The sequence below is a fragment of the Nocardia bovistercoris genome, assembly GCF_015674855.1.
In the GTDB taxonomy this organism is placed as follows: Bacteria; Actinomycetota; Actinomycetes; order Mycobacteriales; family Mycobacteriaceae; genus Nocardia; species Nocardia bovistercoris.
On sequence record NZ_JADMLG010000008.1, the window covers coordinates 1 to 22576 of the forward strand.

General features: G+C 68.9%; 20 protein-coding genes and 1 pseudogene. 6 read left to right on the plus strand and 15 right to left on the minus strand.

From position 1 onward, the window contains the following. The 3 genes and pseudogenes from IT779_RS19635 to IT779_RS19645 form a co-directional block, all read right to left on the minus strand. Positions 1 to 154, minus strand: a pseudogene (locus IT779_RS19635) (4-hydroxy-2-oxovalerate aldolase); the annotation flags it as partial. An 11-nt stretch (positions 155 to 165) separates the two neighbouring features. Continuing rightward, positions 166 to 1077, minus strand: a complete 912-nt coding sequence (locus IT779_RS19640; RefSeq protein ID WP_196150834.1) for an acetaldehyde dehydrogenase (acetylating) — start codon at positions 1075 to 1077, stop codon at positions 166 to 168. A 29-nt stretch (positions 1078 to 1106) separates the two neighbouring features. Then, complete coding sequence (locus tag IT779_RS19645) at positions 1107 to 1892, minus strand: 2-keto-4-pentenoate hydratase (protein ID WP_196150835.1); 786 nt, start codon at positions 1890 to 1892, stop codon at positions 1107 to 1109. Positions 1893 to 2257: 365 nt separating this feature from the next. Between IT779_RS19645 and kstD the strand changes: the two genes are divergently transcribed. Together kstD and IT779_RS19655 are read left to right on the plus strand one after the other, a co-directional pair. Next, entirely contained in the window at positions 2258 to 3958 is a 1701-nt protein-coding gene (gene kstD, locus IT779_RS19650) for a 3-oxosteroid 1-dehydrogenase (protein ID WP_332838875.1), read from the plus strand. Between the two features lie 122 nt (positions 3959 to 4080). Beyond that, positions 4081 to 4941, plus strand: coding sequence for a MaoC/PaaZ C-terminal domain-containing protein (locus tag IT779_RS19655; protein WP_196150837.1), 861 nt, complete (start codon positions 4081 to 4083; stop codon positions 4939 to 4941). A gap of 6 nt (positions 4942 to 4947) precedes the next feature. Here the strand turns inward: IT779_RS19655 and IT779_RS19660 are convergent, their stop codons facing one another. From IT779_RS19660 to IT779_RS19685, 6 genes are all read right to left on the minus strand, one after another. Continuing rightward, positions 4948 to 5394 (minus strand): hypothetical protein, encoded by a 447-nt coding sequence (locus tag IT779_RS19660; protein WP_196150838.1) that lies wholly within the window; start codon positions 5392 to 5394, stop codon positions 4948 to 4950. Next, positions 5391 to 6701, minus strand: a complete 1311-nt coding sequence (locus IT779_RS19665) for a DUF58 domain-containing protein (RefSeq protein WP_196150839.1) — start codon at positions 6699 to 6701, stop codon at positions 5391 to 5393. Before IT779_RS19665 ends, IT779_RS19660 begins: the two co-directional genes overlap by 4 nt. Then, the gene (locus IT779_RS19670; RefSeq protein WP_196150840.1) at positions 6698 to 7660 is read right to left on the minus strand and encodes an AAA family ATPase; all 963 of its coding nucleotides are present in this window, start codon (positions 7658 to 7660) and stop codon (positions 6698 to 6700) included. Before IT779_RS19670 ends, IT779_RS19665 begins: the two co-directional genes overlap by 4 nt. A 20-nt stretch (positions 7661 to 7680) precedes the next feature. Continuing rightward, on the minus strand, positions 7681 to 8211 hold the full coding sequence (locus IT779_RS19675) for a hypothetical protein (protein ID WP_196150841.1): 531 nt from the start codon (positions 8209 to 8211) through the stop codon (positions 7681 to 7683). After that, positions 8211 to 9140, minus strand: a complete 930-nt coding sequence (locus IT779_RS19680) for a DUF4129 domain-containing protein (RefSeq protein ID WP_332838876.1) — start codon at positions 9138 to 9140, stop codon at positions 8211 to 8213. Before IT779_RS19680 ends, IT779_RS19675 begins: the two co-directional genes overlap by 1 nt. Positions 9141 to 9467: 327 nt before the next feature. Further along, positions 9468 to 9914, minus strand: coding sequence for an NUDIX hydrolase (locus IT779_RS19685; RefSeq protein WP_196150843.1), 447 nt, complete (start codon positions 9912 to 9914; stop codon positions 9468 to 9470). Between the two features lie 144 nt (positions 9915 to 10058). Between IT779_RS19685 and IT779_RS19690 the strand changes: the two genes are divergently transcribed. Next, entirely contained in the window at positions 10059 to 10481 is a 423-nt protein-coding gene (locus tag IT779_RS19690) for a YciI family protein (RefSeq protein WP_196150844.1), read from the plus strand. 24 nt (positions 10482 to 10505) lie between these two features. Then, complete coding sequence (locus IT779_RS19695; RefSeq protein ID WP_196150845.1) at positions 10506 to 11786, plus strand: RNA polymerase sigma factor; 1281 nt, start codon at positions 10506 to 10508, stop codon at positions 11784 to 11786. Between the two features lie 27 nt (positions 11787 to 11813). Here the strand turns inward: IT779_RS19695 and IT779_RS19700 are convergent, their stop codons facing one another. From IT779_RS19700 to IT779_RS19725, 6 genes are read right to left on the minus strand one after another with little or no spacing between them, the layout of a single operon-like run. Beyond that, positions 11814 to 13004: a lipid-transfer protein gene (locus IT779_RS19700; RefSeq protein WP_196150846.1), complete on the minus strand. Its 1191-nt coding sequence runs from the start codon at positions 13002 to 13004 to the stop codon at positions 11814 to 11816. After that, a complete protein-coding gene (locus tag IT779_RS19705; protein WP_196150847.1) occupies positions 12994 to 13416 on the minus strand; it encodes a MaoC family dehydratase in 423 nt (140 codons plus the stop codon). Before IT779_RS19705 ends, IT779_RS19700 begins: the two co-directional genes overlap by 11 nt. Next, positions 13413 to 14327, minus strand: a complete 915-nt coding sequence (locus tag IT779_RS19710; RefSeq protein ID WP_196151169.1) for a bifunctional MaoC family dehydratase N-terminal/OB-fold nucleic acid binding domain-containing protein — start codon at positions 14325 to 14327, stop codon at positions 13413 to 13415. The genes IT779_RS19705 and IT779_RS19710 overlap by 4 nt, the downstream gene beginning before the upstream one ends. Before the next feature lie 26 nt (positions 14328 to 14353). Further along, positions 14354 to 15523, minus strand: coding sequence for an acyl-CoA dehydrogenase family protein (locus tag IT779_RS19715; protein WP_196150848.1), 1170 nt, complete (start codon positions 15521 to 15523; stop codon positions 14354 to 14356). Continuing rightward, the gene (locus tag IT779_RS19720; protein WP_196150849.1) at positions 15508 to 16572 is read right to left on the minus strand and encodes an acyl-CoA dehydrogenase family protein; all 1065 of its coding nucleotides are present in this window, start codon (positions 16570 to 16572) and stop codon (positions 15508 to 15510) included. The genes IT779_RS19715 and IT779_RS19720 overlap by 16 nt, the downstream gene beginning before the upstream one ends. 26 nt (positions 16573 to 16598) lie before the next feature. Next, positions 16599 to 18782: an acyl-CoA dehydrogenase family protein gene (locus IT779_RS19725; RefSeq protein ID WP_196150850.1), complete on the minus strand. Its 2184-nt coding sequence runs from the start codon at positions 18780 to 18782 to the stop codon at positions 16599 to 16601. A gap of 206 nt (positions 18783 to 18988) precedes the next feature. Here IT779_RS19725 and kstR point away from each other — a divergent pair, with 206 nt between their 5' ends. Both kstR and otsB read left to right on the plus strand, forming a co-directional pair. Then, positions 18989 to 19579, plus strand: coding sequence for a cholesterol catabolism transcriptional regulator KstR (gene kstR, locus IT779_RS19730; RefSeq protein ID WP_196151170.1), 591 nt, complete (start codon positions 18989 to 18991; stop codon positions 19577 to 19579). Positions 19580 to 19966: 387 nt separating this feature from the next. Further along, a complete protein-coding gene (gene otsB, locus IT779_RS19735; protein WP_196150851.1) occupies positions 19967 to 22537 on the plus strand; it encodes a trehalose-phosphatase in 2571 nt (856 codons plus the stop codon). Positions 22538 to 22576: the final 39 nt, after the last annotated feature.

Consider the following 22576-nt stretch of genomic DNA (forward strand, 5'->3'; position numbering starts at 1 on the left):
CATGGGTCACCTCGATCACCGGCACACCCGCCGCGTCCAACGCACGCACGATCGACACCACCTCATCGGCGGTGAACTGATGACGCTTGTGATGGGAACCATCACGCAGCGACGTGTCGGTGATACGGATATCGAACTCTGTCCTGAAACTCATGTCGGCGCTCCTCACACGCGAGCAGAAACGATTTGACCGGCGATGACCTCGCCGACCTTCGTGGCCGCGGCGGTCATGATGTCGAGATTGCCCGCGTAGGGCGGCAGGAAATCACCCGCGCCCTCGACCTCGACGAATACCGAAACCTTCGCCATACCACCGGAGATCACCGACGGCTCGTCGAACTGCGGTTCGTTGAGCAGGCGGTAACCGGGCACGTACTGCTGGATATCGGCCACCATGCGGTGGATGGATTCGGCGATCGCGCCGGTGTCGGCGTCTTCGGGAATCGCGCAGAAAATGGTGTCGCGCATGATCATCGGCGGATCGGCCGGGTTCAGGATGATGATCGCTTTACCTCGGGTCGCCCCGCCGATGGTTTCCACGCCGCGCGAGGTGGTCTTGGTGAACTCGTCGATATTCGCGCGCGTTCCCGGACCGGCCGACACCGACGAAACCGACGCAACGATTTCCGCGTAAGGCACTTCGACCACCCGCGAAACCGCGGCCACGATCGGAATCGTGGCCTGCCCGCCGCAGGTGATCATGTTCACGTTCGGCGCATCGATATTCGCGTCGAGGTTCACCGGCGGCACCACCGCCGGACCCACCGCGGCCGGGGTCAGGTCTACCGCGCGGATACCGGCCTCGGCGTAGCGCGGCGCCGCGGCCCGGTGCACATACGCCGAGGTGGCCTCGAACACGATGTCGGGGCGCTCGGACTGCGCGAACAACCAGTCGACGCCCTCGTGCGAGGTCTCGAGCCCGAGTCCGCGCGCCCGCTTCAATCCCTCACTGTCGGGGTCGATGCCGATCATCCAGCGCGGCTCGATCGCCTCGGACCGCAACAGTTTGTAGAGCAGGTCGGTACTGATATTGCCGGAGCCGACGATCGCGGCGGTGACGGTCCCCTGAACGGACACGATGAGCCTCCTCGAAAAACCTTTGATGATCAGGTGAACTGCAAACGAACTGAGCCGAGGCCGGCGAATTCGGCGTGGAAGGCATCACCGGGACGCGCGTCGATCGCACGGGTGCAGGAACCCGGCAACACGATGTCGCCCGCCTTCAACCGCACCCCGAACGACGCCACCTTGCGCGCCAACCACGCCACCGCGATCACCGGATCACCCAACACCGCGTCACTACGGCCTTCGGCCACGACCTCACCGTTGCGGGTAAGCACGGCGTCGATGCCCTTGATGTCGATATCCTTCGGCGCGACCCGCTCCCGACCCAATACCCACCCGGCCGAGGACGCGTTGTCGGAGATCGTGTCGCACAATCCGATGTTCCAGTCCTTGATCCTGGAATCGATCAGCTCGATCGCGGGCGCGTAAGCCACCGTCGAGGCGAGCACATCGGCTTCGGTGCATTCTTCGCCGGGCAGGTCCGCGCCCAACACGAAACCGACCTCGACCTCGACACGCGGCAACAGATAACGGCCGGTATCGACCGGGACTTCCTCCGACACCTGCATATCGGCCAGCAGATGGCCGTAGTCGGGCTCGTCCACGCCCATCATCTGCTGCATCGCCTTCGACGAAAGGCCCACCTTGTGGCCGATCACCGTCGCGCCGTCGGCCAGCCGACGCCGAATATTCAGCAGCTGGATCTCGTAGGCGTCGACCACGTCGATATCGGGATACCGGTCGACCAATTTGTCGACGGCCACCCGATCCTGTTCGGCGAGGGCGAGTTCGTCGGCCAATTCGGTTCGTACCGCATCGGACAGCACGCTAGTTTTCCTTCCGGTGGTGGGATCGAGCGCGGGGTGGCGGCGCGATTTCGACGTCTCGGCACGGCCTGTCGGTGATAGACGAGTGGCCTGCGGTGAGAGTTTCGACACGGCCGCCGCGACGTGTGACGAGGCCGGGGAGCGGTTCGGCGGGTTTCCGCCCGGGAGCGAATCCGCGATCACCCCGGTGAGCGCGCGGAAACGCGCTCGATGCGCCGTATCCGACGTGCGCTGCCGCAGCGATCGGGTCCCACTCCACTGCCATGCATCCGACTCCAGAATTGAAACGAGTTGCGTGTGTAACTTAGCTGCCGATCAAGTCTTCTGCCTCTCAACATAGACCAACAGCGCCATCATTCTATAACGTGTTCTACATGACTGATCGGGAATACGACGTGGTGGTGGTCGGCAGCGGCGCCGCAGGCATGACCGCCGCACTCACCGCCGCGCACCACGGGCTGAGCGCCGTGATCATCGAGAAGGCCGCGCACTACGGCGGATCAACGGCGCGATCGGGCGGCGGCGTGTGGATACCCGGCAACAAGGCGCTCAAAGCCTCGGGGCGCCCCGACGACCGCGAGGTCGCTCGCACCTACCTGCACAGCATCATCGGCGACGCGGTGCCGAAGGAGCGCGTCGACACCTACATCGACCGCGGCGCCGACGCCTTCGACTTCGTGCTCGATCACACCCCGCTGAAGATGCGCTGGGTGCCCAACTACTCCGACTACTACCCCGAAGCGCCCGGCGGACTCGGCTCGGGCCGATCCTGCGAACCGAGACCGTTCAACGCCAAGATCCTCGGCGAGGAGCGGTTCAACCTGGAACCGGCGTACGCGAAGGCGCCGCTCAACGTCGCGGTGACGCAGGCCGACTTCGTCCGGCTCAACCTCATCCGCCGCCACCCCAAGGGCATGCTGCGGGCGCTGCGCGTCGGCGCGCGCACCTACTGGGCCAAGTTCACCAACAAGCATCTGCTCGTGATGGGCCAGGCCATCAGCGCCGCGCTGCGCAAGGGCCTCATGGACGCGAACGTGCCGCTGCTGTTGAACACCCCGATGACCAAGCTGATCGTCGAGGACGGCGTTGTGACCGGCGTCGAGGCCGAACACAACGGCGAGACGGTGCGCTTCACCGGCCGCTACGGCGTGGTTCTCGGCACCGGCGGTTTCGAGCAGAACGCCGAGATGCGCACCAAGTACCAGCGCCAGCCGATCACCACCGAATGGACCACAGGAGCCAAGGCCAACACCGGCGACGGGATCGTCGCGGGCATGGAAGTGGGCGCGGCGGTCGGCTTCATGGAGGACGCCTGGTGGGGTCCGACGGTGTTCAAGGGTGGACGGCCGTGGTTCGCGCTGGCCGAACGCAACCTTCCCGGCAGCATCATGGTCAATATCGAGGGCAAGCGCTTCGGCAACGAATCCGCACCATACGTCGACGCGGTGCACACGATGTACGGCGGCGAATACGGGCAGGGTCCCGGTCCTGGCGAGAACATCCCGTCCTGGCTGGTGTTCGACCAGCGCTACCGCAACCGCTACATCTTCGCGGGCTTGCAGCCGGGGCTGAAGTTCCCGTCGCGCTGGATGGAGAACGACAACATCGTCAAGGCCGACAGCCTCGCGGAGCTCGCGGGCAAGCTCGGCGTGCCCGCCGAGAACCTGACCGCCACCGTCGCGCGGTTCAACACCCTCGCCGAAGCGGGCAAGGACGAGGACTTCGGGCGCGGCGACAGCCACTACGACCGCTACTACGGCGACCCGACCGTGAAGCCGAATCCGTGCCTGGCGGGCCTGGTGCATGGCCCGTTCTACGCGGCCAAGATCGTGCCGGGCGACCTCGGCACCAAGGGCGGCCTGGTCGCCGACACCGCGGGCCGGGTGCTGCGCGAGGACCAGTCGGTGATCGAGGGCCTCTACGCGTCCGGCAACTCGAGCACTCCGGTGATGGGCCACACCTACGCGGGTCCCGGCGCGACCATCGGTCCGGCCATCACCTATGGCTATCTCGCGGTCCTCGATATCGTCGAACGGAAGAAGAACGCGACGAGCGCCGGGGCGTGAGCCGCACCCGACACCGTCCACACCGCTGAATCCCCGTCGCGGTCCCGTGGCGCTGAATCCATACAGCGTCCCTCGACGCGGCGGGTCCGATTCGGTCCACAAGCATCAACAAGGGAGTTCCGATGCCCATCGACCCGAAGATCGCGCTCGGGGCCGCACTAGCCGACCTCGAGTTCTCCTGGACACCGTCCGACATCCAGCTCTACCACCTCGGACTCGGCGCGGGCGCCCGCTGGACCGACCCGGCGGAACTGCGCTACCTCGACGACCGCGCGCCGCAGGTGCTGCCGACCTTCGCGGCGGTCGCACCGACCCTGCACGACACCGAGGCGCCCAAGGTCAGCTTCCCCGGCATCGACATCGACCTGGCGAAAGTGGTGCACGGCTACCAGGAGGTCGAACTGCGCGGACCGATCCCGACCTCGGGCAAGGCGACCCGCAAATCCCGCATCGCCGAACTGTGGGACAAGGGTTCCGCCGCGGTGGTCGTGCAGGAGCACACCGCGGTCGGTTCCGACGGCGATACGCTGTGGACGTGCCGTTCGTCCATCTTCGCGAAGGGCGAGGGCGGTTTCGGTGGCGAACGCGGGCCGAGCACCAAAACCGAACTGCCGGATCGCGCACCGGATTTCGATGTGAGCACGAAGACGCTGCCGCAGCAGGCGCTGCTGTACCGGATGTCGGGCGACCGCAATCCGCTGCACTCGGATCCGGAATTCGCGCGCGGCGCGGGCTTCCCGAATCCGATCCTGCACGGGCTGTGCAGTTACGGCATCGTCTGCAAGGCCGCGATCGACACGGTGCTCGACTCGGATGTCCAGCGCGTCACCGGATTCCGCGCGCGCTTCGCGGGCGTGCTCTACCCGGGCGAGACCATCCGCACCCGGATCTGGCGCGGCGACGGCGAACTCGTCGTCTCGGCGACCGCGGTCGAGCGCGACGACGCGCCGGTGCTCGGCGATGTGGTGTTGCGCCACAACTGATCCCGCTCACCCGTCGGCGGCGGTCTCCGGCTGCCGCCGCACGGCGAGCCCGCGCGCGAGCAGCGCGTAGGCGAGGATCACCAGGACGGGGGCGGCCAGCGGCGCCCACGCGAGTCGCACCGGGATCAGCGCCGCGCCGGTCGCGCACGCCGTGCTCAGCACCGCCCCCGCCACCGAGGGAATCGTGGTCGGCACCACGCCGACCGGGGCGGACACCGCCGCGATATTCAGCAAGTACGTGGTCGCCACCAAGCCGACCGCCGCCGCCTCCACCGCGCCGGTGTCGGCGAGGACCAGCACACCGAGCGCGGCGAGTACCGCGGCCACCGCGCACGGGCGCCACCACCAGCCCGCCACCGCGAGCGCGAGCGCGCCGACACCGGCGAGCGGGAACACCACCGTGACCGCGAGCACGAGCAGGCCGCCGGACAGGATCGCGAGGAATCTCGTCATCGGCGCACCCGCGCCGTCCTGCGGCGTTCCGGCAGCAGCCGCATGACCTGATCCAGGCGCGCACCTTCCGGCCACGCCACGATGTCGACGCCGACGGTACCCATGTCGCGATACATCGACGCGCGCTCCAACTGCCACATGCGCGCCAGCGTCGAATCCAGACTGTCGCGAAAAGGCGTGCCGCGCAGCACATCCACCACGACGACCATGTGCCCGCGCTTGCGCAGGTCGATCAGCGCGAGCGCGAACTGGGTGTCGAGCAGCGTCGAGAACGCGACCACGATCGCGCCGAGCGGGACCGCCGCGTGCGGGGCGAGCGTGCCGGTGGTCTCGATGTGCTCGTCGCCGACCTCGAGCACGGTGTCCACGATCCGGTAGAACTGGCGGCGGCCGATATCGGGGCGCAGCCAGCGCGGCGTGCCGCCGAGGCACACCACAGCGGTCCGGTCGCCCGACTGCAAGGTCGACTGCACCACCTGCGCCGCGCCGCGCACCGACAGTTCGAGCGAATCGGTGGCCGGGCCCGGCGCCTGCTGCGAGGTGTCGACCAGCACCACGACGTCGGCGGCGCGGTTGGTGAGCCGCTCGGTCACGTAGAGTCGCCCGCGCCGCGCGCTGACCGGCCAATTCACCAGTCGCAGTTGATCTCCCGGCGCGTAGGCGCGGATACCGGCGTATTCGACGCCGGGGCCGGTGCGCCGGGTCAGGTGCACCCCGATCCGTTCGGGCAGTTCGGTGCGCGACAGGCGAAGTCGCTGCGGATCGGTGATCGGATAGACGAACAACTGGCCCGCGGGCAGGACCACCGAGGAGACCGCGAGGCCGGCCGGACTGAGCGCCGACACCCGCACCCGGCACGGGTAGCGTCCCCAGCGGTCGGCGGTGAGCGCCAGTCGCAGCCCGGCGGGCGCCGCACCGGAATCGCTCGCCTCCTCCACCGTGATCCCCAACCCGGTCAACGGTTCGGGCCGCAACCGCAGCAGCGCGTGCCCCGAATCCACGGCGGCCGCGATGGTTAGCACCACCTCCTCGGTTTCGAAACAGCGCAGCGCGCCGCCGCCGTCCACGTGGATGCGAGTGCGCGACAGCTGCCACGGCGCGGTCGCGAGCACGCCCATCATCGGCGCGGCGAAAACCACCGGCTGCCACCGGCCGAGCAGGACCGCGACCACCAACGCCACCGCCGCGCACGTCGCGAGCATGTAGACCAGCGCGGCGGGCCGCCACCACAGCCTGGCTTCGACGATGGCGCTGCGGTCGCGGTGCCGGGCGGCGCGCGGCCCGTCCGTGACGGCGGGCGCGCTCATGTGCCGGTCGCGCGCGGCACCGGTAGTCGGCGCAGCAGTTCGGTGATCACGTCCGCACCCCTGATCCGCCGCACCCACATCTCCGGGCGCAGCGTGATCCGATGCGCCATCGCCGAAACCGCCAGCGACTTCACATCTTCCGGAATCACATAGTCGCGGCCGAGCAACAGCGCGCGGGCCCGCGCCATCTGCACCAGATCCAGTTCCGCGCGCGGACTCGCGCCGACCTCGACCTGCGGGTGGCCTCGGGTCGCCGAAGCCAACGCGACCACGTACCCGACCACGTCGGGATGCACCGAGACGTACTCCACCGACTGCCGCATCTCCAGCAGCCCGCTCGCGTCGACCACCTGCCCGACCTGCGGCGGCGTCGCTCCGCGCTCGAGCCTGCGGCGGATCATCTGGGTCTCGTCGTGCTCGGACAGATAACCCAGGCGCAACTGGAGGGCGAACCGGTCCAACTGCGCCTCGGGCAGCGGATAGGTGCCCTCGTACTCGATCGGGTTGTCGGTCGCGAGCACGATGAAAGGCTGTGGCAGCGGGAAGGTCTCGCCGTCGATGCTGACCTGTCCTTCGGCCATCGCCTCGAGCAGCGCGGCCTGCGTCTTGGGCGGGGTCCGGTTGATCTCGTCGGCGAGCAGCATATTGGTGAAGACCGGGCCGCGCCGGAAATTGAAACGGCCGGAGGACATGTCGTAGATCGTCGAACCGAGCAGATCGGCGGGCAGCAGATCGGGGGTGAACTGCACGCGGGTGAAGTCCAAGCCGAGGGCGGCCGAAAACGACCGCGCTATCAGCGTTTTGCCGAGTCCGGGCAGATCCTCGATGAGGACGTGCCCGCCCGCGAGCACCGCGATCATGATCAGCTGCAACTCGTCCCGCTTGCCGACGACCACGCGGGACAGCTCCCGCAACACGGCCTCGGTCTGCTGGACGGTCGCGTCCATCGGCATCGTCATAGGTCCACTCGCACTTACTCCTACATCCGTTGGAGACGACGCAGGATCTCCTCCAGCGCCGCACGTCCCGGCGCGCTGCTCGCCTGATCGCGCAGCGCTGAATTCGCCGGATCGACCCACCGCCACAACTCGGGCCCGAACTGCAGGACCCCCGCGGCCTCGGTGGCCTTCCGGTCCTTGGCGACCCGAAGGCCCGCTGACGATTCGAACTCCTTGGCCAGCAGCGGGCGCAGATGTCGATCCCAGTCGGCGCGGGTGCCCTCGGACCGGTCGGCCAGCATCTGGGCGCGCGCCCGCCAGTGGTACAGCATCTCCGCCGGGCCGTTCTCCATCTCCGACGCGGGTTCCTCGTCCGCGTCGGCGGCGCGTTCGCGCAACGTGACCGTCAGGTGGAACAGGGCGAAGGCGACCGGGAGCGCGGCGAGCACGGTCAGCGCCATCGGGCCGCGCACGAGTGCGACGGTCTCGGCGATCACCACGAAGAGAATCGCGACCGTCACGATGGTGAGCTGCGCGGTCCATGACGCCCGCGGTGGTGGCGAGGATGCCATCAGCCCACCCCTTCCGGAACCGCGACATGCCGCTGCCCCTGTAGGTCCGCCAGCACGATGCGCAGGAGTTGTTCGGCGCGCATTCGCTGCCACCCCAGCATGGAATGCGGACTGAACCTGGCCTCCTCGAACAGGGCGACGAGTTCGCGGGCCGACGCGTCGTGCAGCGCGCCGCGGGCGAAGGCGCGCGCCAGCACCTCCATGGGGGTGTCGGAGATCAGCGGGGCGGCCGAGCGGTCGAAGGCGAGTCCGCGTTCCATCGCGACGTAGCAGGCGATGATCGCGGTGCGCGGGTCCTGGCCAGGCGCGTTCATCGCGGCAAGGCCCATTTCCGCGGCGCGCGCCAACGAATCGACCACCTCGGGGGTTGCGGCGGGCGCGGTCTCCGGTGGGGCGGCCGGTTTGCGACGGGTCATGAACACCACCAGCGCGAGTCCGGTGGCGGCGGTGACGAGCAGGGCGATCGCGGCGACCGTGGTCACCAGGAGGGCGGTGCCGGTCAGGCCGTCGGACGCGCCGGGGTCGCTCGGCGCGGGCGGTTGGCCGGTGGTCGGCGGTGCGCCCTCGGCCGCGGTGGGCGGGGCCGGTGGGCTTCCTGTGGTGCGCGCGCCGATGACGTGGATCACCGAGAGCACGGCGGCGAGCATGGCCAGCGACGCCAGCGCGCCGAGTATCGCGAGTCCGCCCCGGCCGAGGCGCCACCCGCTCGGGCGGTCCTCGGCCTCGGCGTCCGGCATGGCCAGCGGCAGGCGGTGCTGACTGGCGATCACTCCGGCGAGCAGGATCGTCACCGAAACGCTGAACAGGACCGGCATGAGCGCCACCGCCACCGCCGAGGGCACCCGGGCCTCGCCGCGGGTTTCGGTGCCGGGCAGATAGCCGCGCAGGGCGATGACGGCGCAGCCGAGCAGCGTGATCAGTACGATCACGCGCGCCGTCGCCGCTCGCGCCCGAACCAATCGAATTTCCCACCGCATCTGAGTACCGCCCACGAATCAGCCACATAGTTACATGCCGGGCGGTCCGACCGAAGGGGAATCGAAGAGATCGGGCTACCTCGGCTTTGTCCGACAATGTCGGTACGTCCGTACAATTATGTCCGGTTTGCGACACTGCCCGTATCGGGGCTGTTCGAAGTTGTGCGATCTCACTAGGTGGAATTCGGCGAGAGTGGGTACCGCCGTGGCATCGGGCCGGATTCGTCCCGGGTTCGGGCTGCGCACTCCCCACGATCACAAAGCGCGGCGACCGGACTTTCAGCGCATCGAACGATCCCAGCCGTATTCGGAATACGGGAGGCCCGTGCGCAGGGCGTCGATGCCCGCCAACGGGTAGACGATGATGTCGTCGGGAAGCGCGCCGAGCGGGAACCAGGCCAGTTCGTAGCATTTATCGGGTTCGCGATTCTCCGGATCGCCCGTCCAACGGCGCGTCTCGAAGAACAGACCGAGGCGAGCGGGGCGGGACGCGCCGATCACATGGGCCACGTGGACCAGACGCAGATCCGCCGGATCCAAACCGACGCCGATCTCCTCCATCGCCTCGCGCACGGCGGCGTCCGTCGCGGACTCGCCCGCCTCCAGTTTGCCCGCGGGCAGATGCCAGCGCCCGTCGAATTCGTCGCCGCTGCGGCGTCTGCTGAGCAGCAGTTCGGTGCCGCGCAGCAGCAGAATATGGGCGTCCACCAGGTGATTCACGGTCATCGGGCTCCTTCGGGGTGGCGCGGTCGTGCCCGATTCAACCTACGCCGGAAAAAAGTTTTCCGACCCTGTCGATATCGGCGGCACTTGTTCGACGTGTTGGGTGAGAGGGTCGGAACACGGCCTACGACACACAAGGAGCTCACGATGAAGTACATGCTGATCATGCGCAGCACCGACGAGGCGATCGAAGCGTCCAAGGAGGTGCCTTTCGAAGAGGTCATCGAGGCGATGGGCAAATACAACGAGGCGCTCATCAAGGCGGGCGTACTGCTCGCGGGCGAAGGGCTCGCGGGTCCCGAGGAGGGTTTCGTCGTCGACTTCGCCGCCGACCCGCCGCTGGTCACCGACGGCCCCTACGGCGAGACCACCGAACTGTTCGGCGGATTCTGGATCATCGAGGTCGCCACCAAGGAAGAGGCCGCCGAATGGGCCGGACGCTGCCCGCTCGGTCCCGGTTCCAAACTCGAGGTACGCCGGGTGCACGGCAACGAGGACTTCCCGCAGGACAACGAGTGGATCCAGAAGGAAATCGGCTGGCGCGAAGAGGCCGAAGCGCGTAACTCCTGACCCGGGTCGACAAGGATCACAGCCATGAACGACACCGCGACGCGACGCGGCGACGCCGATTCGGTGCGGCGCTCCGTCGCGGCGGTCTGGCGCATCGAATCCGCCAAGATCATCGCGACCCTCACCCGCGCCGTCGGGGATTTCGGGCTCGCCGAGGATCTGGCGCAGGAAGCACTGGTCGAAGCGCTCGACCGGTGGCCACAGACGGGCGTGCCGAAGAATCCGGGCGCCTGGCTGACCACGGTCGCCAAACGCAGGGCCGTCGACCGCTGGCGGCGCGAGGAACGCTACGAGCAGCGGTTGGCGAGTATCGCCAGGGAACTCGAGGACGAGCGCGACGACGCCGCGCCGTGGGATCCCGATCACATCGATGACGACGTGCTGCGCCTGGTCTTCGTCGCCTGCCATCCCGTACTAGCGCGGGAGGCGCAGGTGGCGTTGACATTGCGGGTGGTCGGCGGACTGTCCACCGAGGACATCGCACAGGCCTGCCTGACCTCGACGGCGACCGTGCAGCAGCGCATCGTGCGCGCCAAGAAGACCCTCGCGGCGGCGAGCGTACCGTTCGAGGTGCCGCCGCGCGTCGACTTCGGGCCGCGGCTGGCCGGGGTGCTCGGCGTGCTGTACCTGATGTTCAACGAGGGATACGCGGCAAGTCGCGGCGACAGCTGGATGCGGCTCGAACTCGGCCGCGAAGCCCTTCGCCTCGGTCGCGTACTGGCCGGACTCGTCCCCGACGAACCGGAGGCGCACGGCTTGGTCGCGCTCATGGAGCTGACGGCCGCGCGTTTCCCGGCCCGCACCGACATCAACGGCGACCCGGTGCTGCTCGCCGACCAGGACCGCCGCCGCTGGGACCGCGGCTGCATCACCCGTGGCCGCGCCGCCCTGCGCAAGGTCGACGCCCTCGGCCGCGGCCGCAGCTCCTACGCCCTGCAAGCCACCATCGCCGAATGCCACGCGCTCGCGAACTCGATAGAGGAAACCGACTGGGAACGCATAGTCCTCGTCTACGACGCCCTCGGCCGCATCGCCCCCTCCCCCGTGGTCGAACTCAACCGAGCCGCCGCCATCGCCATGACCGAAGGCCCCGCCGCCGCCCTGCGCATAGTCGACGCCATCACCACCCGAGGCGCCCTCCCCCGCTACCACCTACTCCCGGCAACCCGAGGCGAACTCCTGTCCCGCCTAGGCCGCCACGAGGAGGCCCGCCGAGATTTCGAATCCGCCGCGAAACTGGCGGGCAACGAACGAGAACGAGACCTCCTCCTCCGAAAAGCCGCCGCCGCCGACCTCCCCCACTGACCAGGCCGCTCGGCGGAGTGACCGATATCAGCCCGCGGTCAGGACGAGGCCGGAGGTGGGGACGCCGGTGCCCGCGGTGACGAGGATGTTGGTGAGGTCGTCGACCTGGTTGACCGAGGTGCCTCGGATCTGGCGGACCGCCTCGGCTATGCCGTTCATGCCGTGGATGTAGGCCTCGCCGAGTTGGCCGCCGTGGGTGTTGAGGGGGAGGCGGCCGCCGAGTTCTATGGCGCCGTCGGTGATGAAGTCCTTGGCTTCGCCGCGGGCGCAGAAACCGAGTTCCTCGAGTTGCATGAGGACGAACGGGGTGAAGTGGTCGTAGAGGATGGCGGCTTGCATGTCTTCGGGGCGAAGGCCGCTCTGCTCCCACATCTGGTCGCCGACCAGGCCCATTTCCGGGAGGCCGGTGAGTGCGTCGCGGTAGTAGCTGGTCATCACGTACTGGTCGGCGCCGCTGCCCTGGGCGGCGGCGGCGATGACGGCGGGCCGCTTCGGCAGGTCCCTGGCGCGTTCCACGCTGGTCACCACGATGGCGACGCCGCCGTCGGATTCCTGGCAGCAGTCGAGCAGGTGCAGCGGTTCGGCGATCCAGCGGGAATTCTGGTGGTCGTCGAGGGTGATCGGCTTGCCGTAGAAGAACGCGTCGGGGTTGACCGCGGCGTGCTTGCGGTCGGCCACCGCGATCCGGCCGAAGTCGGCGCTGGTCGCGCCGTAGACGTGCATGTACCGGCGGGCGACCATGGCGACCTGCGCGGCGGGCGTGCCGAGCCCGTGCGGATACGACCAGCCCGCGTCGATTCCGGAGGAGGTCGGCGCGGTGGCCAGCGCCGTGGAGAACTGCCCGAACCGCGACACCGAGCGTTCGTTGAACGCCCGGTAGGCCACCACGACGTCGGCGACACCGGTCGCCACCGCCATCGCGGCCTGCTGCACGGTGGCGCAGGCCGCCCCGCCGCCATAGCCGATGTGGGAGAAGAACCGCAACTGCGGAATCCCGACGGCGCGCGCCACGGCGGCCTGGGTGTTGGTGTCCATGGTGAACGTGGTCAGACCGTCCACGTCGGCGGGCGTGAGACCCGCGTCGGCCAGCGCCGCGCCTACCGCCTCCGCCGCCAACCGCAGTTCGCTGCGCCCGGACTCCTTGGAGAAATCGGTCTGGCCGATGCCGACGACGGCCGCGCGCCCCGACAGCGCGCGCTCGGTACCGTTACTGCTCACCGCTGACCTCCGGAACTGCGATGACGGCCGTGGCCGTGACGTGCTCGCCGAGACTGTCGCTCCCGACCACTTCGATGTGGATCAGTTCGCCTTCGACGGCGGTCACGGCGCCGGTGAGGGTGAGGGTGTCGCCCGCGTACAGCGGAACGCCGAGGCGCAGCGCGATGGATTTCACGACGGCGCGCGGCCCGGCCCAGTCGGTGACGAAACGCTGCACGAGACCGGTGTCGGTGAGGATGTTGACGAAGATGTCCTTCGACCCGCGCGCCACCGCCTTGTCGCGATCGTGGTGCACATCCTGGAAATCCCTGGTGGCGAGCGCGGTGCTGATGACGAAGGTGGGATCGGCGTGGATCACCAGTTCCGGCAGCGTCGCGCCGACCTCGACGGTCGATGCGGAGACGACGGTCATTCGCTCACCTTCCAGTACGGCAGTGTGGCGTCCTCGAGCTTCTCGAAAGCCGAGCGCACCGGCAGGCCGATCTTGACCTCGGCGGGGTCGATGCCGCGCAGTTCACCCAGCATCCGCACGCCCTCCTCCAACTCGACCAGCGCGACGACGAACGGCAGCTGACGGCCCGGCACCTTCGGCGCGTGGTGCACGACGTAGCTGAACACCGTGCCGCGCCCCGAGGAGACCACGTAGTCGGTCCACTGCGACTTGTCCTTCCACACCGCGGGAATCGGCGGATGCCGCAGCGAACCGTCGGGCAGCTTCTGGATCCGCAGCTCGCCCGCTTTGGTTCCCTCCCAGAAGAATTCGGTGTCGTGGGAGACCGTCGGCTCGACCTTCGCACCCGCCGGTTTCGCGGCGGCGGGCGCGAATTTCAGGATGCGGAACAGCATTTCGGTGACGACCTCGTCACCGACGGACCACTTGGTGCGGAAGGTCGCGAACCAACCGTCGCCGAGTCCGGTCCGCTTGGGACCGATCAGGGTGTCGAGTTCGCTGGTGACGGTGATCTGTTCGCCCGGCCGCACGTACCGGTGGTAGGTCTGCTCGCAGTTGGTGCCGACCACCGAGGTGTAGCCGGCGGAGTCGAGCAGTTCGGTGATGGCGCCGAGCGGATCGTCGGGCGGACGAACGCCGTTGAGGCCGAACATGGTCCACACCTGGGCCATGGCGGGCGGCGCGACGATGCCGGGATGGCCTGCGGCGCGCGCGGCCTGCTCGTCCACGTAGATCGGGTTGGCGTCGCCGATCGCCTCGACCCAGTTGTTGATCATCGGCTGGTTCACCGGATCGCGCGCGGCGCGCGGCGCACTTCCGCCACCGGCCTTGATGCGGTCCGCCGCGGCTTCGATCTCCTCGGGGGCGGTCAACTCCGTCACAGGATTCTCCTTCGAGGTCAACGCGGCACCCGAGGTAGCTTCAGCCCGGCGGAGGCGACGAGTTCGCGCATCACCTCGTTGACGCCGCCGCCGAAGGTCACCACCAGGTTCTGTTTGGTGCGCCGGTCCAGCCAGGCCAGCAGGCTCGCGGTGGCCGGGTCGGCGGGATCGCCGAACGCGCCGACGATCTCCTCCGCGAGCCTGCCCGCCTCTTGCAGCGACTCGGTCGAGTACACCTTGGTGGCCGACGCGTCGGCGATCACGCCCATCGGATCCTCGGTCTTGCTGTCGGCGGTAGCCGCGACCTGCCAGTTGAGCAGTTCGTTCAGCCGGACCATGGCGTGCATCCGCCCCAGCGAACGCCGCACGTCGGGCTGCCCGAGCACCCCTTGCGACGCGGCCCAGTCGTGCACGCGATCGTAGAGCTGCTCGATCTTGCCGGACGGGCCGAGGCCGACGCGCTCGTGATTGAGCTGCGTCGTGATCAGCTGCCAGCCCCGGTTCTCCTGCCCGACAAGCATGTTCGCGGGCACTTTGACATTGTCGAAATAGGTGGCGTTGGTGTGGTGGGCGCCGTCGCAGGTGATGATCGGCGTCCACGAATAGCCGGGATCGGTGGTGTCGACGATGAGGATGGTGATCCCGCGATGCCGCGATTCCACGGTGCCGGTGCGTGCGGCCAGCCAGAGGAAGTCGGCTTCGTGCGCTCCGGTGGTGAAGATCTTCTGCCCGTTGACGATCCAGTCCCCGGACTCGTCGCGCACCGCGCTCGTGCGCAGCGCGGCCAGGTCGGTGCCCGCTTCCGGCTCGGAGTAGCCGATCGCGAAATGGATGTCGCCGGTGAGGATTCCCGGCAGGAACCGGCGCTTCTGCTCCTCGGTGCCGTAGGTCTGCAGGGTCGGACCGACGGTCAGCAGCGTCACCAGCGGCAGCGGCACGTCGGCGCGCACCGCCTCGTTGTAGAAGATCTGCTGTTCGACCGCGCCGAAACCCTGCCCGCCGAATTCCTTCGGCCAGCCGACACCGAGCCAGCCGTCGGCGCCCATGCGGCGCACAACCGCCCGGTAGGCGTCGCCGTGCCGGTTCACCAGCATCTCGGCCTCCTCCTCGGGAGTGACGAGATCGGCGAAGTAGGCGCGTAATTCGGCGCGCAGTGCGCGCTGCTCGGTGGTCAGGTCGATGAACATCTGGCCCCCAATCGGTCGAGTCGGAACGACGCGCCGCCGAGCCAGCGGGCGATGTCCTTGGCCTGTGAGTAGTAGCGGTGCATCGAATGGGTCACGTCGACCCCGATACCGCCGTGCAGGTGGTGACACTTCTGCATGGCGGTGGGCAGTTCCGAGGCCACGGTATAGGCCAGCACGTCCAGGTCGTCGTCGGTGCGTTCCCGGTGCGCCGAATCGGCGTCGGGCTGGGCAAGCGCCCAGGTCGCGGAGGCGGCCGCGGCGTGCAGGGTGCGCGAGACCACGTACAGGTCGGCGATCTGCTGGGCCACCGCCTGGAATTCGGCCAGCGGCCGGTTGAACTGGTGCCGGGTGCGCAGATGTTCGGCGGTGAGCACGAGCGCGCCCTTCAGCAGCCCGTCGGCGACCGATCCGAGCGCCGCCACCGCGATCCGGTGCAGGTCATCGATGCCGTCCGGAATCAGCCGCTCGGCCGGTACCCGTACGTTCTCGAGTCGGACCGTTGCCTCCGGCATCGCGCCCGACACCGGCGACGGCGTCGTGGTGATCCCGTCCGCGGCCGCGTCGACCAGGGCGAGCCCGGCGTCGGTCGGGATCAGCAGCCAGCGCGCCTGCTCGGCGTACGGCACCCCGACCTTGCGACCGGTGATCAGCACCGAGTCGCCGTCGGCGACCGCCGTGGTCGCGGGTTTCCGCACGAACGGCGCGCCCTGCTCGTTGAGTGCCGCGGTGACGATCGCGCCTTCGGCGACCGCGGGCAGCACCTGCTCGGCGACACTGTCGGGCAGTCCCGCGATGAGCGGGAGCAGCGCGAAGCCCAGTGTCGGGAGCGCGGGTGCGGCGACCGCGTCGGTCGCCAATTCGGTCAGCAGCACCGAGATCTCGGGCAGGCCCATGTCGTCACCGCCGTAGCGGGCGGGCAGCGCCACCGAGAGCAGGCCGCTTTCGACCAGTTTCGGCCACAGGTCGATATCGCGTGCGGACTCGCGTTCCAGCACGCTGACAACGACCTCCGCGACCGCGTCCTGGCCCTCGTCTCTGGTGAAATCCACGCTCTTACTCCAGTTCCCCTCGTCGACTAACCGTTCGTATCACGCGGCAGGCCGAGCACCCGCTCGGCCGCGACGGTGAGCAGGATCTGCTCGGTGCCGCCCGCGATCGACAGACAGCGGGTCAGCAGGAATTCCTTGATCACATCCGAATCCAGCGCGCCTGCCGGTCCCGCCGAGGTCGCGGCGAATTCCGCGACGTCCTGGCGGTGCCGCACACCGACGAGTTTGCGCACGCTGCTCAGCGCGGTCGGGTCGCCGCCGGACAGCATCTCCATGACCGCGCGCTGTTCGAGCAGCAGTCCCGAGATGGCCGAGGCTACGAACGCGCCGAGCTGGTCGGCGGTCAGTTCCGAACCGGGCCCGCTCGCAGGCAGTTTCGCGATGAGCTCCTCGAGTACCGGCCCGATTCCGTTGCCGCCCATGGCTACTCGTTCCGCCGACAGCGTGGAGCGGGCGATCTTCCAGCCGTTGTTCACCGCGCCGACCAGACCCTCGTCGGGCACGAACACATCGTCGAGGAAGACCTCGCTGAAGCGCGCCTCACCGGTGATCTGTACCAGGGGCCGCACGTCGAGGCCCTTGCTGCGCATATCGACCAGGAAGTAGCTGATGCCACGATGTTTCGGCGCCGAGGGGTCGGTGCGGGCCAGGCAGATGCCCCAGTTGGCGCGGTCGCCGAGCGAGGTCCACACCTTCTGACCGTTGAGGATCCAGCCGCCGTCGACCTTCTTGGCGGTGGTGCGCAGCGCGGCCAGGTCGGATCCGGCGCCGGGTTCGCTGAACAGCTGGCACCAGACCACCTCCTCGCGCAGCGTCGCCCACGCGAACCGGTCGATCTGCTCGGGTGTGCCGTGTTGCAGCAGGGTCGGCACCGCCCAGCCGCCGATGGCGAGGTAGGGGATGGCCAAACCGTTGCGGCGCAATTCCTCCGAGATGACCAGGCCGGTCATGGGATCGGCGCCGCGCCCGTAGGGGGCTGGCCAGTGCGGCATGACGAGTCCGGCGTCGACGAGCGCGCCCGCGCGCTGGTCGGCGGGCAGCGCGGCGATCGCCGCCACCTCGTCGGACAGGGCGGCCAGCGTGCCGTCCGCGACGTCGGTGGTGGCCGCGAACACCTGGTCGGCGCCGGTGGTCCTGCGGTATCCGGCCCTGGTCAGCTCGGTGACCCTGGCGCGCCAGCGCGCGGCTCCGCCGAGCAGCTGGCGCAGCGTGTTCGCGCGGCGCAGGTAGAAGTGCGCGTCGTGTTCCCAGGTGAAGCCGATGCCGCCGAGCACCTGAATGCAGTCCTTGGCGGTTTCCACGGCGGCGTCTAGCGCGACGGCCGCGGCGATGGCGGCGGCGATCGGCAGTTCGGCGCCGCCCTCGTCCACCGCGGCGGCGGCGTCGGCGGCGACGGCGCGGATCAGTTCGGTGTTGCACAGCATGCCCGCGCAGATGTGCTTGACGGCCTGGAAGGAGCCGATCTTGCGCCCGAACTGTTCGCGGACCTTGGCGTATTCGACGGCGGTCTCCAGGCACCAGCCCGCGACGCCCGCGAGTTCGGCGGCGACGAGTACCAGGATCAGGTCGGCGACCGCGTGCGGCGCGGTGAAGACGTGTTCGGCGGGCACCGCGACCTCGGCGCAGTGCACCCGGGCCAGCGGGGTACTCGGGTCGGCCGAGGCGAGTTCTTCGATCCGCAGTCCCGCGACGTCGGGCGGCACCAGGCACCAGCGTGTCCCGGCGGGCGTGTCGACGGACAAGAGCACGGCCGTGCCGCCCGCGGCGCCGAGCACCGAATCCCAGACGCCAGTGAGCAATATCTCACCGTCGGCGGCGGGTACGCTTGCCCTCGGCTCGCCGATGAAGTCGAGCGCGATGCCGCACGGCAGGTCCTCGGCGATGGCGCCCCCGGTGACGAGATTCACCACGGCGGTCGAGAGCACCGGTCCGCCGACCAGGTCGTGGGCGGCCTGTTCGACCAGGACGGCCAGGTCGACGACGGTCGCGCCCGCGCCGCCCGCCGCTTCGTCCACCGCGACGCGGAAGATGCCGAGGTCGACCAGGGACGGCCAGTACGAACGCCAGAACGCGGCGTCGCCGCGATCGGTTCGCGCGCCTTCGCCCGGTATCGTCTCGGCCCGCATTGTTGCAATCGGCCGGGCTGCTCCCGCCCACCCGCGCATCGACTCCTGGACGGCTTTATGCTCGTCAGTGGTGGCGATGGTCACAGTCCGTACCGCCTTTCCGGCGTGACTCCCACACCTAGAACATGTTCTAATATCTGAGCCGGGCGGAAGTCAAGAGAGAGACTCCGCACGCGGTGGCGATCACGCACGAGGTGAAGGGCGCGGAGGCAACAGTGCAACCCGAGAACGAAGGCTCGAAGGATCGACGCGCGTCGAACTCCGCGCGGGCGACCGCGACGGTCACCACACTGAGTGAGGACGAACTGAGTTCTTCGGCACAGCGAGAACGGCGCAAGCGAATCCTCGACGCCACTCTGGCGCTCGCCTCCAAGGGCGGATACGACGCGGTGCAGATGCGCGCGGTGGCGGAACGCGCCGACGTCGCCGTCGGCACCCTCTACCGGTACTTCCCCTCCAAGGTGCATCTGCTGGTCTCGGCGCTCTCGCGCGAATTCGAACAGATCGAGGGCAAGCGCAAGCCGCTGGCGGGCCAGACCCCGCGCGAGCGCATGCACCTGCTGCTCACCCAGATCACCAGGATGATGCAGCGCGACCCGTTGCTCACCGAGGCCATGACGAGGGCGTTCATGTTCGCCGACGCCTCGGCCGCCGCCGAGGTCGACCGGGTCGGCAAGGTCATGGACCGGGTCTTCGCCCGCGCCATGAACGACGGCGAACCCGACGAGCGCCAGCTCGCCATCGCGCGCGTCATCAGCGACGTGTGGCTGTCCAACCTGGTGGCATGGCTGACCAGGCGCGCCTCGGCCACCGACGTCGCCGAGCGCCTCGAACTGACCGTCGATCTGCTCCTCGGCGACACCGCACGCGGGGATAGCTGAGGACTCTCGCTCGATCGGCCGGGCGAACCGACCGCCCGGCCGGCGCGCGCACGGCCGCCAACGGAGCTACCGTTGTATTCATGCCGCGCTCGTCCGCGGTCGCCGTGCCCGCACCGAACCCCGATGTCCGGCAAAGCGACTCATCCCAGGCGCGTTCGCCGTGGCGCTCGTGCGCCCCGGCAGCGCCACTCGTGATCGTCTCGCGACACGAGTCGCTCCCGTCGGCGCAAGGGTTACCCGCCGGTTACCCACGTGTTAACTGGGCAAATCCACGTCACCCGTTCGCATTTGTGCGCACGGGGCCGTGCGCGCTGCGGTGCGGCGAATTCAACACAGTATTGTTTTGCCCGCCCATGGAAAAACTCCTCCGATCACTAGGTTGGATGTGTGAGCGCACAGGATCTGCCAAAGGAACTTCGCCGTGCATTGTCGACGATCGCACGCGAGCCACGCCTGTTGGTCGCCTCGGATTACGACGGGACGTTGGCGCCCATCGTCTCCGACCCGACGAAGGCTTATCCCCACCGGGAATCGGTGAGCGCTTTACGCGCGCTCGCCGGTCTCACCGGAACCACCGCGGCGGTCATCTCCGGCCGCGCGCTGCGGGATCTCGCCGCCCTTTCCCGATTGCCGGTCGAGGTACAACTCATCGGTAGCCACGGCTCGGAATTCGACGTCGGCTTCGTCCACGCGATCGACAACGATGCCAAGAAGTTGCTGAACGAGGTGCAGACCGCGCTGACAAAGATCGCGACGGACAATCCCGGTGTCTCGGTCGAGGTCAAGCCCGCCAGCGTCGCGCTACACGTGCGCAACGCGAGCCCCGAAATCGGCTTACGCGCACTGAAATCCGCGCGCGGCGGCCCGGCGAGCTGGGTTGGGGTCCAGGTCACCGAGGGCAAGGCAGTCATCGAATTGGCGGTCATCCCCACCGACAAGGGCACCGCCCTCGACACCATCCGCCATCAGGAGGGCGCCACCGCGGCGGTGTTCTTCGGCGACGACGTCACCGACGAGAAGGCGTTCCGGGTGCTGTCGGGCCCCGACCTCGGCATCAAGGTCGGCAGCGGCGACAGCCTCGCGAGATTCCGGGTGGATGCCACCGAGGACGTCGCGCGCGCGCTGGCCTACCTGCTCGAGGAGCGGCGCACCTGGCTCGCGGGCGCGAGCGCGCCCCGCATCGAGCGGCTGACCATGCTGTCGAGTCCGCGTTCGGTGGCCCTGCTCACCCCCGACGCCACCGTCACCTGGTTCTGCCACCCCGAACCCGATTCGGCGGCGGTCTTCGCCCACCTGCTCGGCGGCCCGCAGGCGGGCCACTTCACGATCGCGCCGGAACGGCCGGGCCTTCCGCTGTCGCAGCGCTATGTCGACGGCACCATGACCGTCGAAACCCGTTGGGCCAGCCTGCAAGTGGTCGACTACCTGCCGCACGACGTGGCGCCGAGCCGCACCGACCTCACCCGCGTCATCACCGGTGACGCCAAGGCCGTGGTCACCTTCGCGCCGCGACCGGAATTCGGTCAGGTGCCGGTGAGCATCGAAGCCGATCAGGACGGACTTCGGGTGCGCGGCACCAACGATCCGACCGTGCTGCGCTCCCCCGGCGTGCTGTGGCAGATCGAGACCGACGGCACCCACGACGTCGCACGCGCGGTCGTCGACCCGGCGCGGGGGCCGATCGTGCTGGAACTGCGCTGTGGCACACAAGATCTCGGCCCCGCCGAGATCTCGGAGACAGAGCGCCGCCACACCGCGGAGAACTACTGGTCGCGGTGGGCCTCCGGACTCGCGTTGCCGCCGCTCAAACCGGATCTCATGAAGCGCTCGGCGCTGACGCTGCGCGGGCTGGTGCACGCGCCGTCCGGGTCCATCCTCGCGGCGGCCACCACCTCGCTGCCCGAGGACATCGGCGGCGTGCGCAACTGGGACTACCGCTACTGCTGGCTGCGCGACGCGTCGCTGACCGCGCAGGCGCTGGTGAACCTCGGCTCCCTCGACGAGGCCGAGGCGTTCCTGGTCTGGGTGCACCGGGTGCTGGAGACGCTGCCGGGTCCGGAGCGGCTGCATCCGCTCTACACCCTGTACGGGGAGACGCTGCCGCCCGAGGCCGTCATCGACCAGCTGCCCGGTTACGCCGGGTCGCGGCCGGTGCGCGTCGGCAACGCCGCCAACATGCAGGTGCAGTTGGACGTGTTCGGCCCCATCGTCGACCTCATCGCGACCCTGGCCCACGCCCGCGAGCACAAGGGCGTCACCGCGCCGGAGCAGATCCTGCCGGACGCGGACTGGGAGCTGGTGCGCGCCATGGTGTCGGCGGTGCAGCGGCGCTGGACCGAACCGGATCACGGCATCTGGGAGATCCGCGGCAATCCGCGCCACCACGTGTACTCGAAGGTGATGGGCTGGCTGACGGTGGACCGGGCGCTCACCCTGGCCCGCAAGTACGGCCGCGAAGTCGATCCGGCGTGGAACGCGTTGCGCGAGATCATTTCCGAGGAGGTCAAGGCCAAGGGCTGGAACGACGAGGTGCAGTCCTACACCGCGGCCTACGACGGCACCGACCTGGACGCGGCGACCCTGCACATCGGCCTGAGCGGACTCATCGACCCGTCCGATCCGCGCTTCGCGGCGACCGTGGTCGCCACCGAGGCCGAACTGCGCAGCGGCTCGACCGTGTACCGGTACCACCACGACGACGGCCTGCCCGGCGGCGAGGGCGGATTCCACCTGTGCGCGGCCTGGCTGGTCGAGGCGTACCTGCTCATCGGCAAGCGTTCCGACGCCGAGGCGCTGTTCGCCCAACTGGTCGCGGCGGCGGGTCCGACCGGACTGCTCAGCGAGGAGTACGACCCGGTCGCCGAACGCTCGCTCGGCAACCATCCGCAGGCTTACAGCCACCTCGGGCTGCTGCGGTGCGCGCAGTTGCTCGGGCAGCCCGCGGAGGCCCTGGTCTGAGGTCCGACCCGGTCTGACAGCCCACGCGAACGCCGCGTC

What these genes read in the sequence shown, in the direction of transcription:
- IT779_RS19675 (WP_196150841.1), bottom strand. Translation starts at nt 8,211, where the DNA reads ATGGCATCCTCGCCACCACCGCGGGCGTCATGGACCGCGCAGCTCACC.
- IT779_RS19655 (WP_196150837.1), top strand. Translation starts at nt 4,081, where the DNA reads ATGCCCATCGACCCGAAGATCGCGCTCGGGGCCGCACTAGCCGACCTC.
- IT779_RS19715 (WP_196150848.1), bottom strand. Translation starts at nt 15,523, where the DNA reads ATGTTCATCGACCTGACCACCGAGCAGCGCGCACTGCGCGCCGAATTA.
- IT779_RS19705 (WP_196150847.1), bottom strand. Translation starts at nt 13,416, where the DNA reads ATGACCGTCGTCTCCGCATCGACCGTCGAGGTCGGCGCGACGCTGCCG.
- IT779_RS19695 (WP_196150845.1), top strand. Translation starts at nt 10,506, where the DNA reads ATGAACGACACCGCGACGCGACGCGGCGACGCCGATTCGGTGCGGCGC.
- IT779_RS19670 (WP_196150840.1), bottom strand. Translation starts at nt 7,660, where the DNA reads ATGACGATGCCGATGGACGCGACCGTCCAGCAGACCGAGGCCGTGTTG.
- IT779_RS19665 (WP_196150839.1), bottom strand. Translation starts at nt 6,701, where the DNA reads ATGAGCGCGCCCGCCGTCACGGACGGGCCGCGCGCCGCCCGGCACCGC.
- IT779_RS19685 (WP_196150843.1), bottom strand. Translation starts at nt 9,914, where the DNA reads ATGACCGTGAATCACCTGGTGGACGCCCATATTCTGCTGCTGCGCGGC.
- IT779_RS19690 (WP_196150844.1), top strand. Translation starts at nt 10,059, where the DNA reads ATGAAGTACATGCTGATCATGCGCAGCACCGACGAGGCGATCGAAGCG.
- IT779_RS19660 (WP_196150838.1), bottom strand. Translation starts at nt 5,394, where the DNA reads ATGACGAGATTCCTCGCGATCCTGTCCGGCGGCCTGCTCGTGCTCGCG.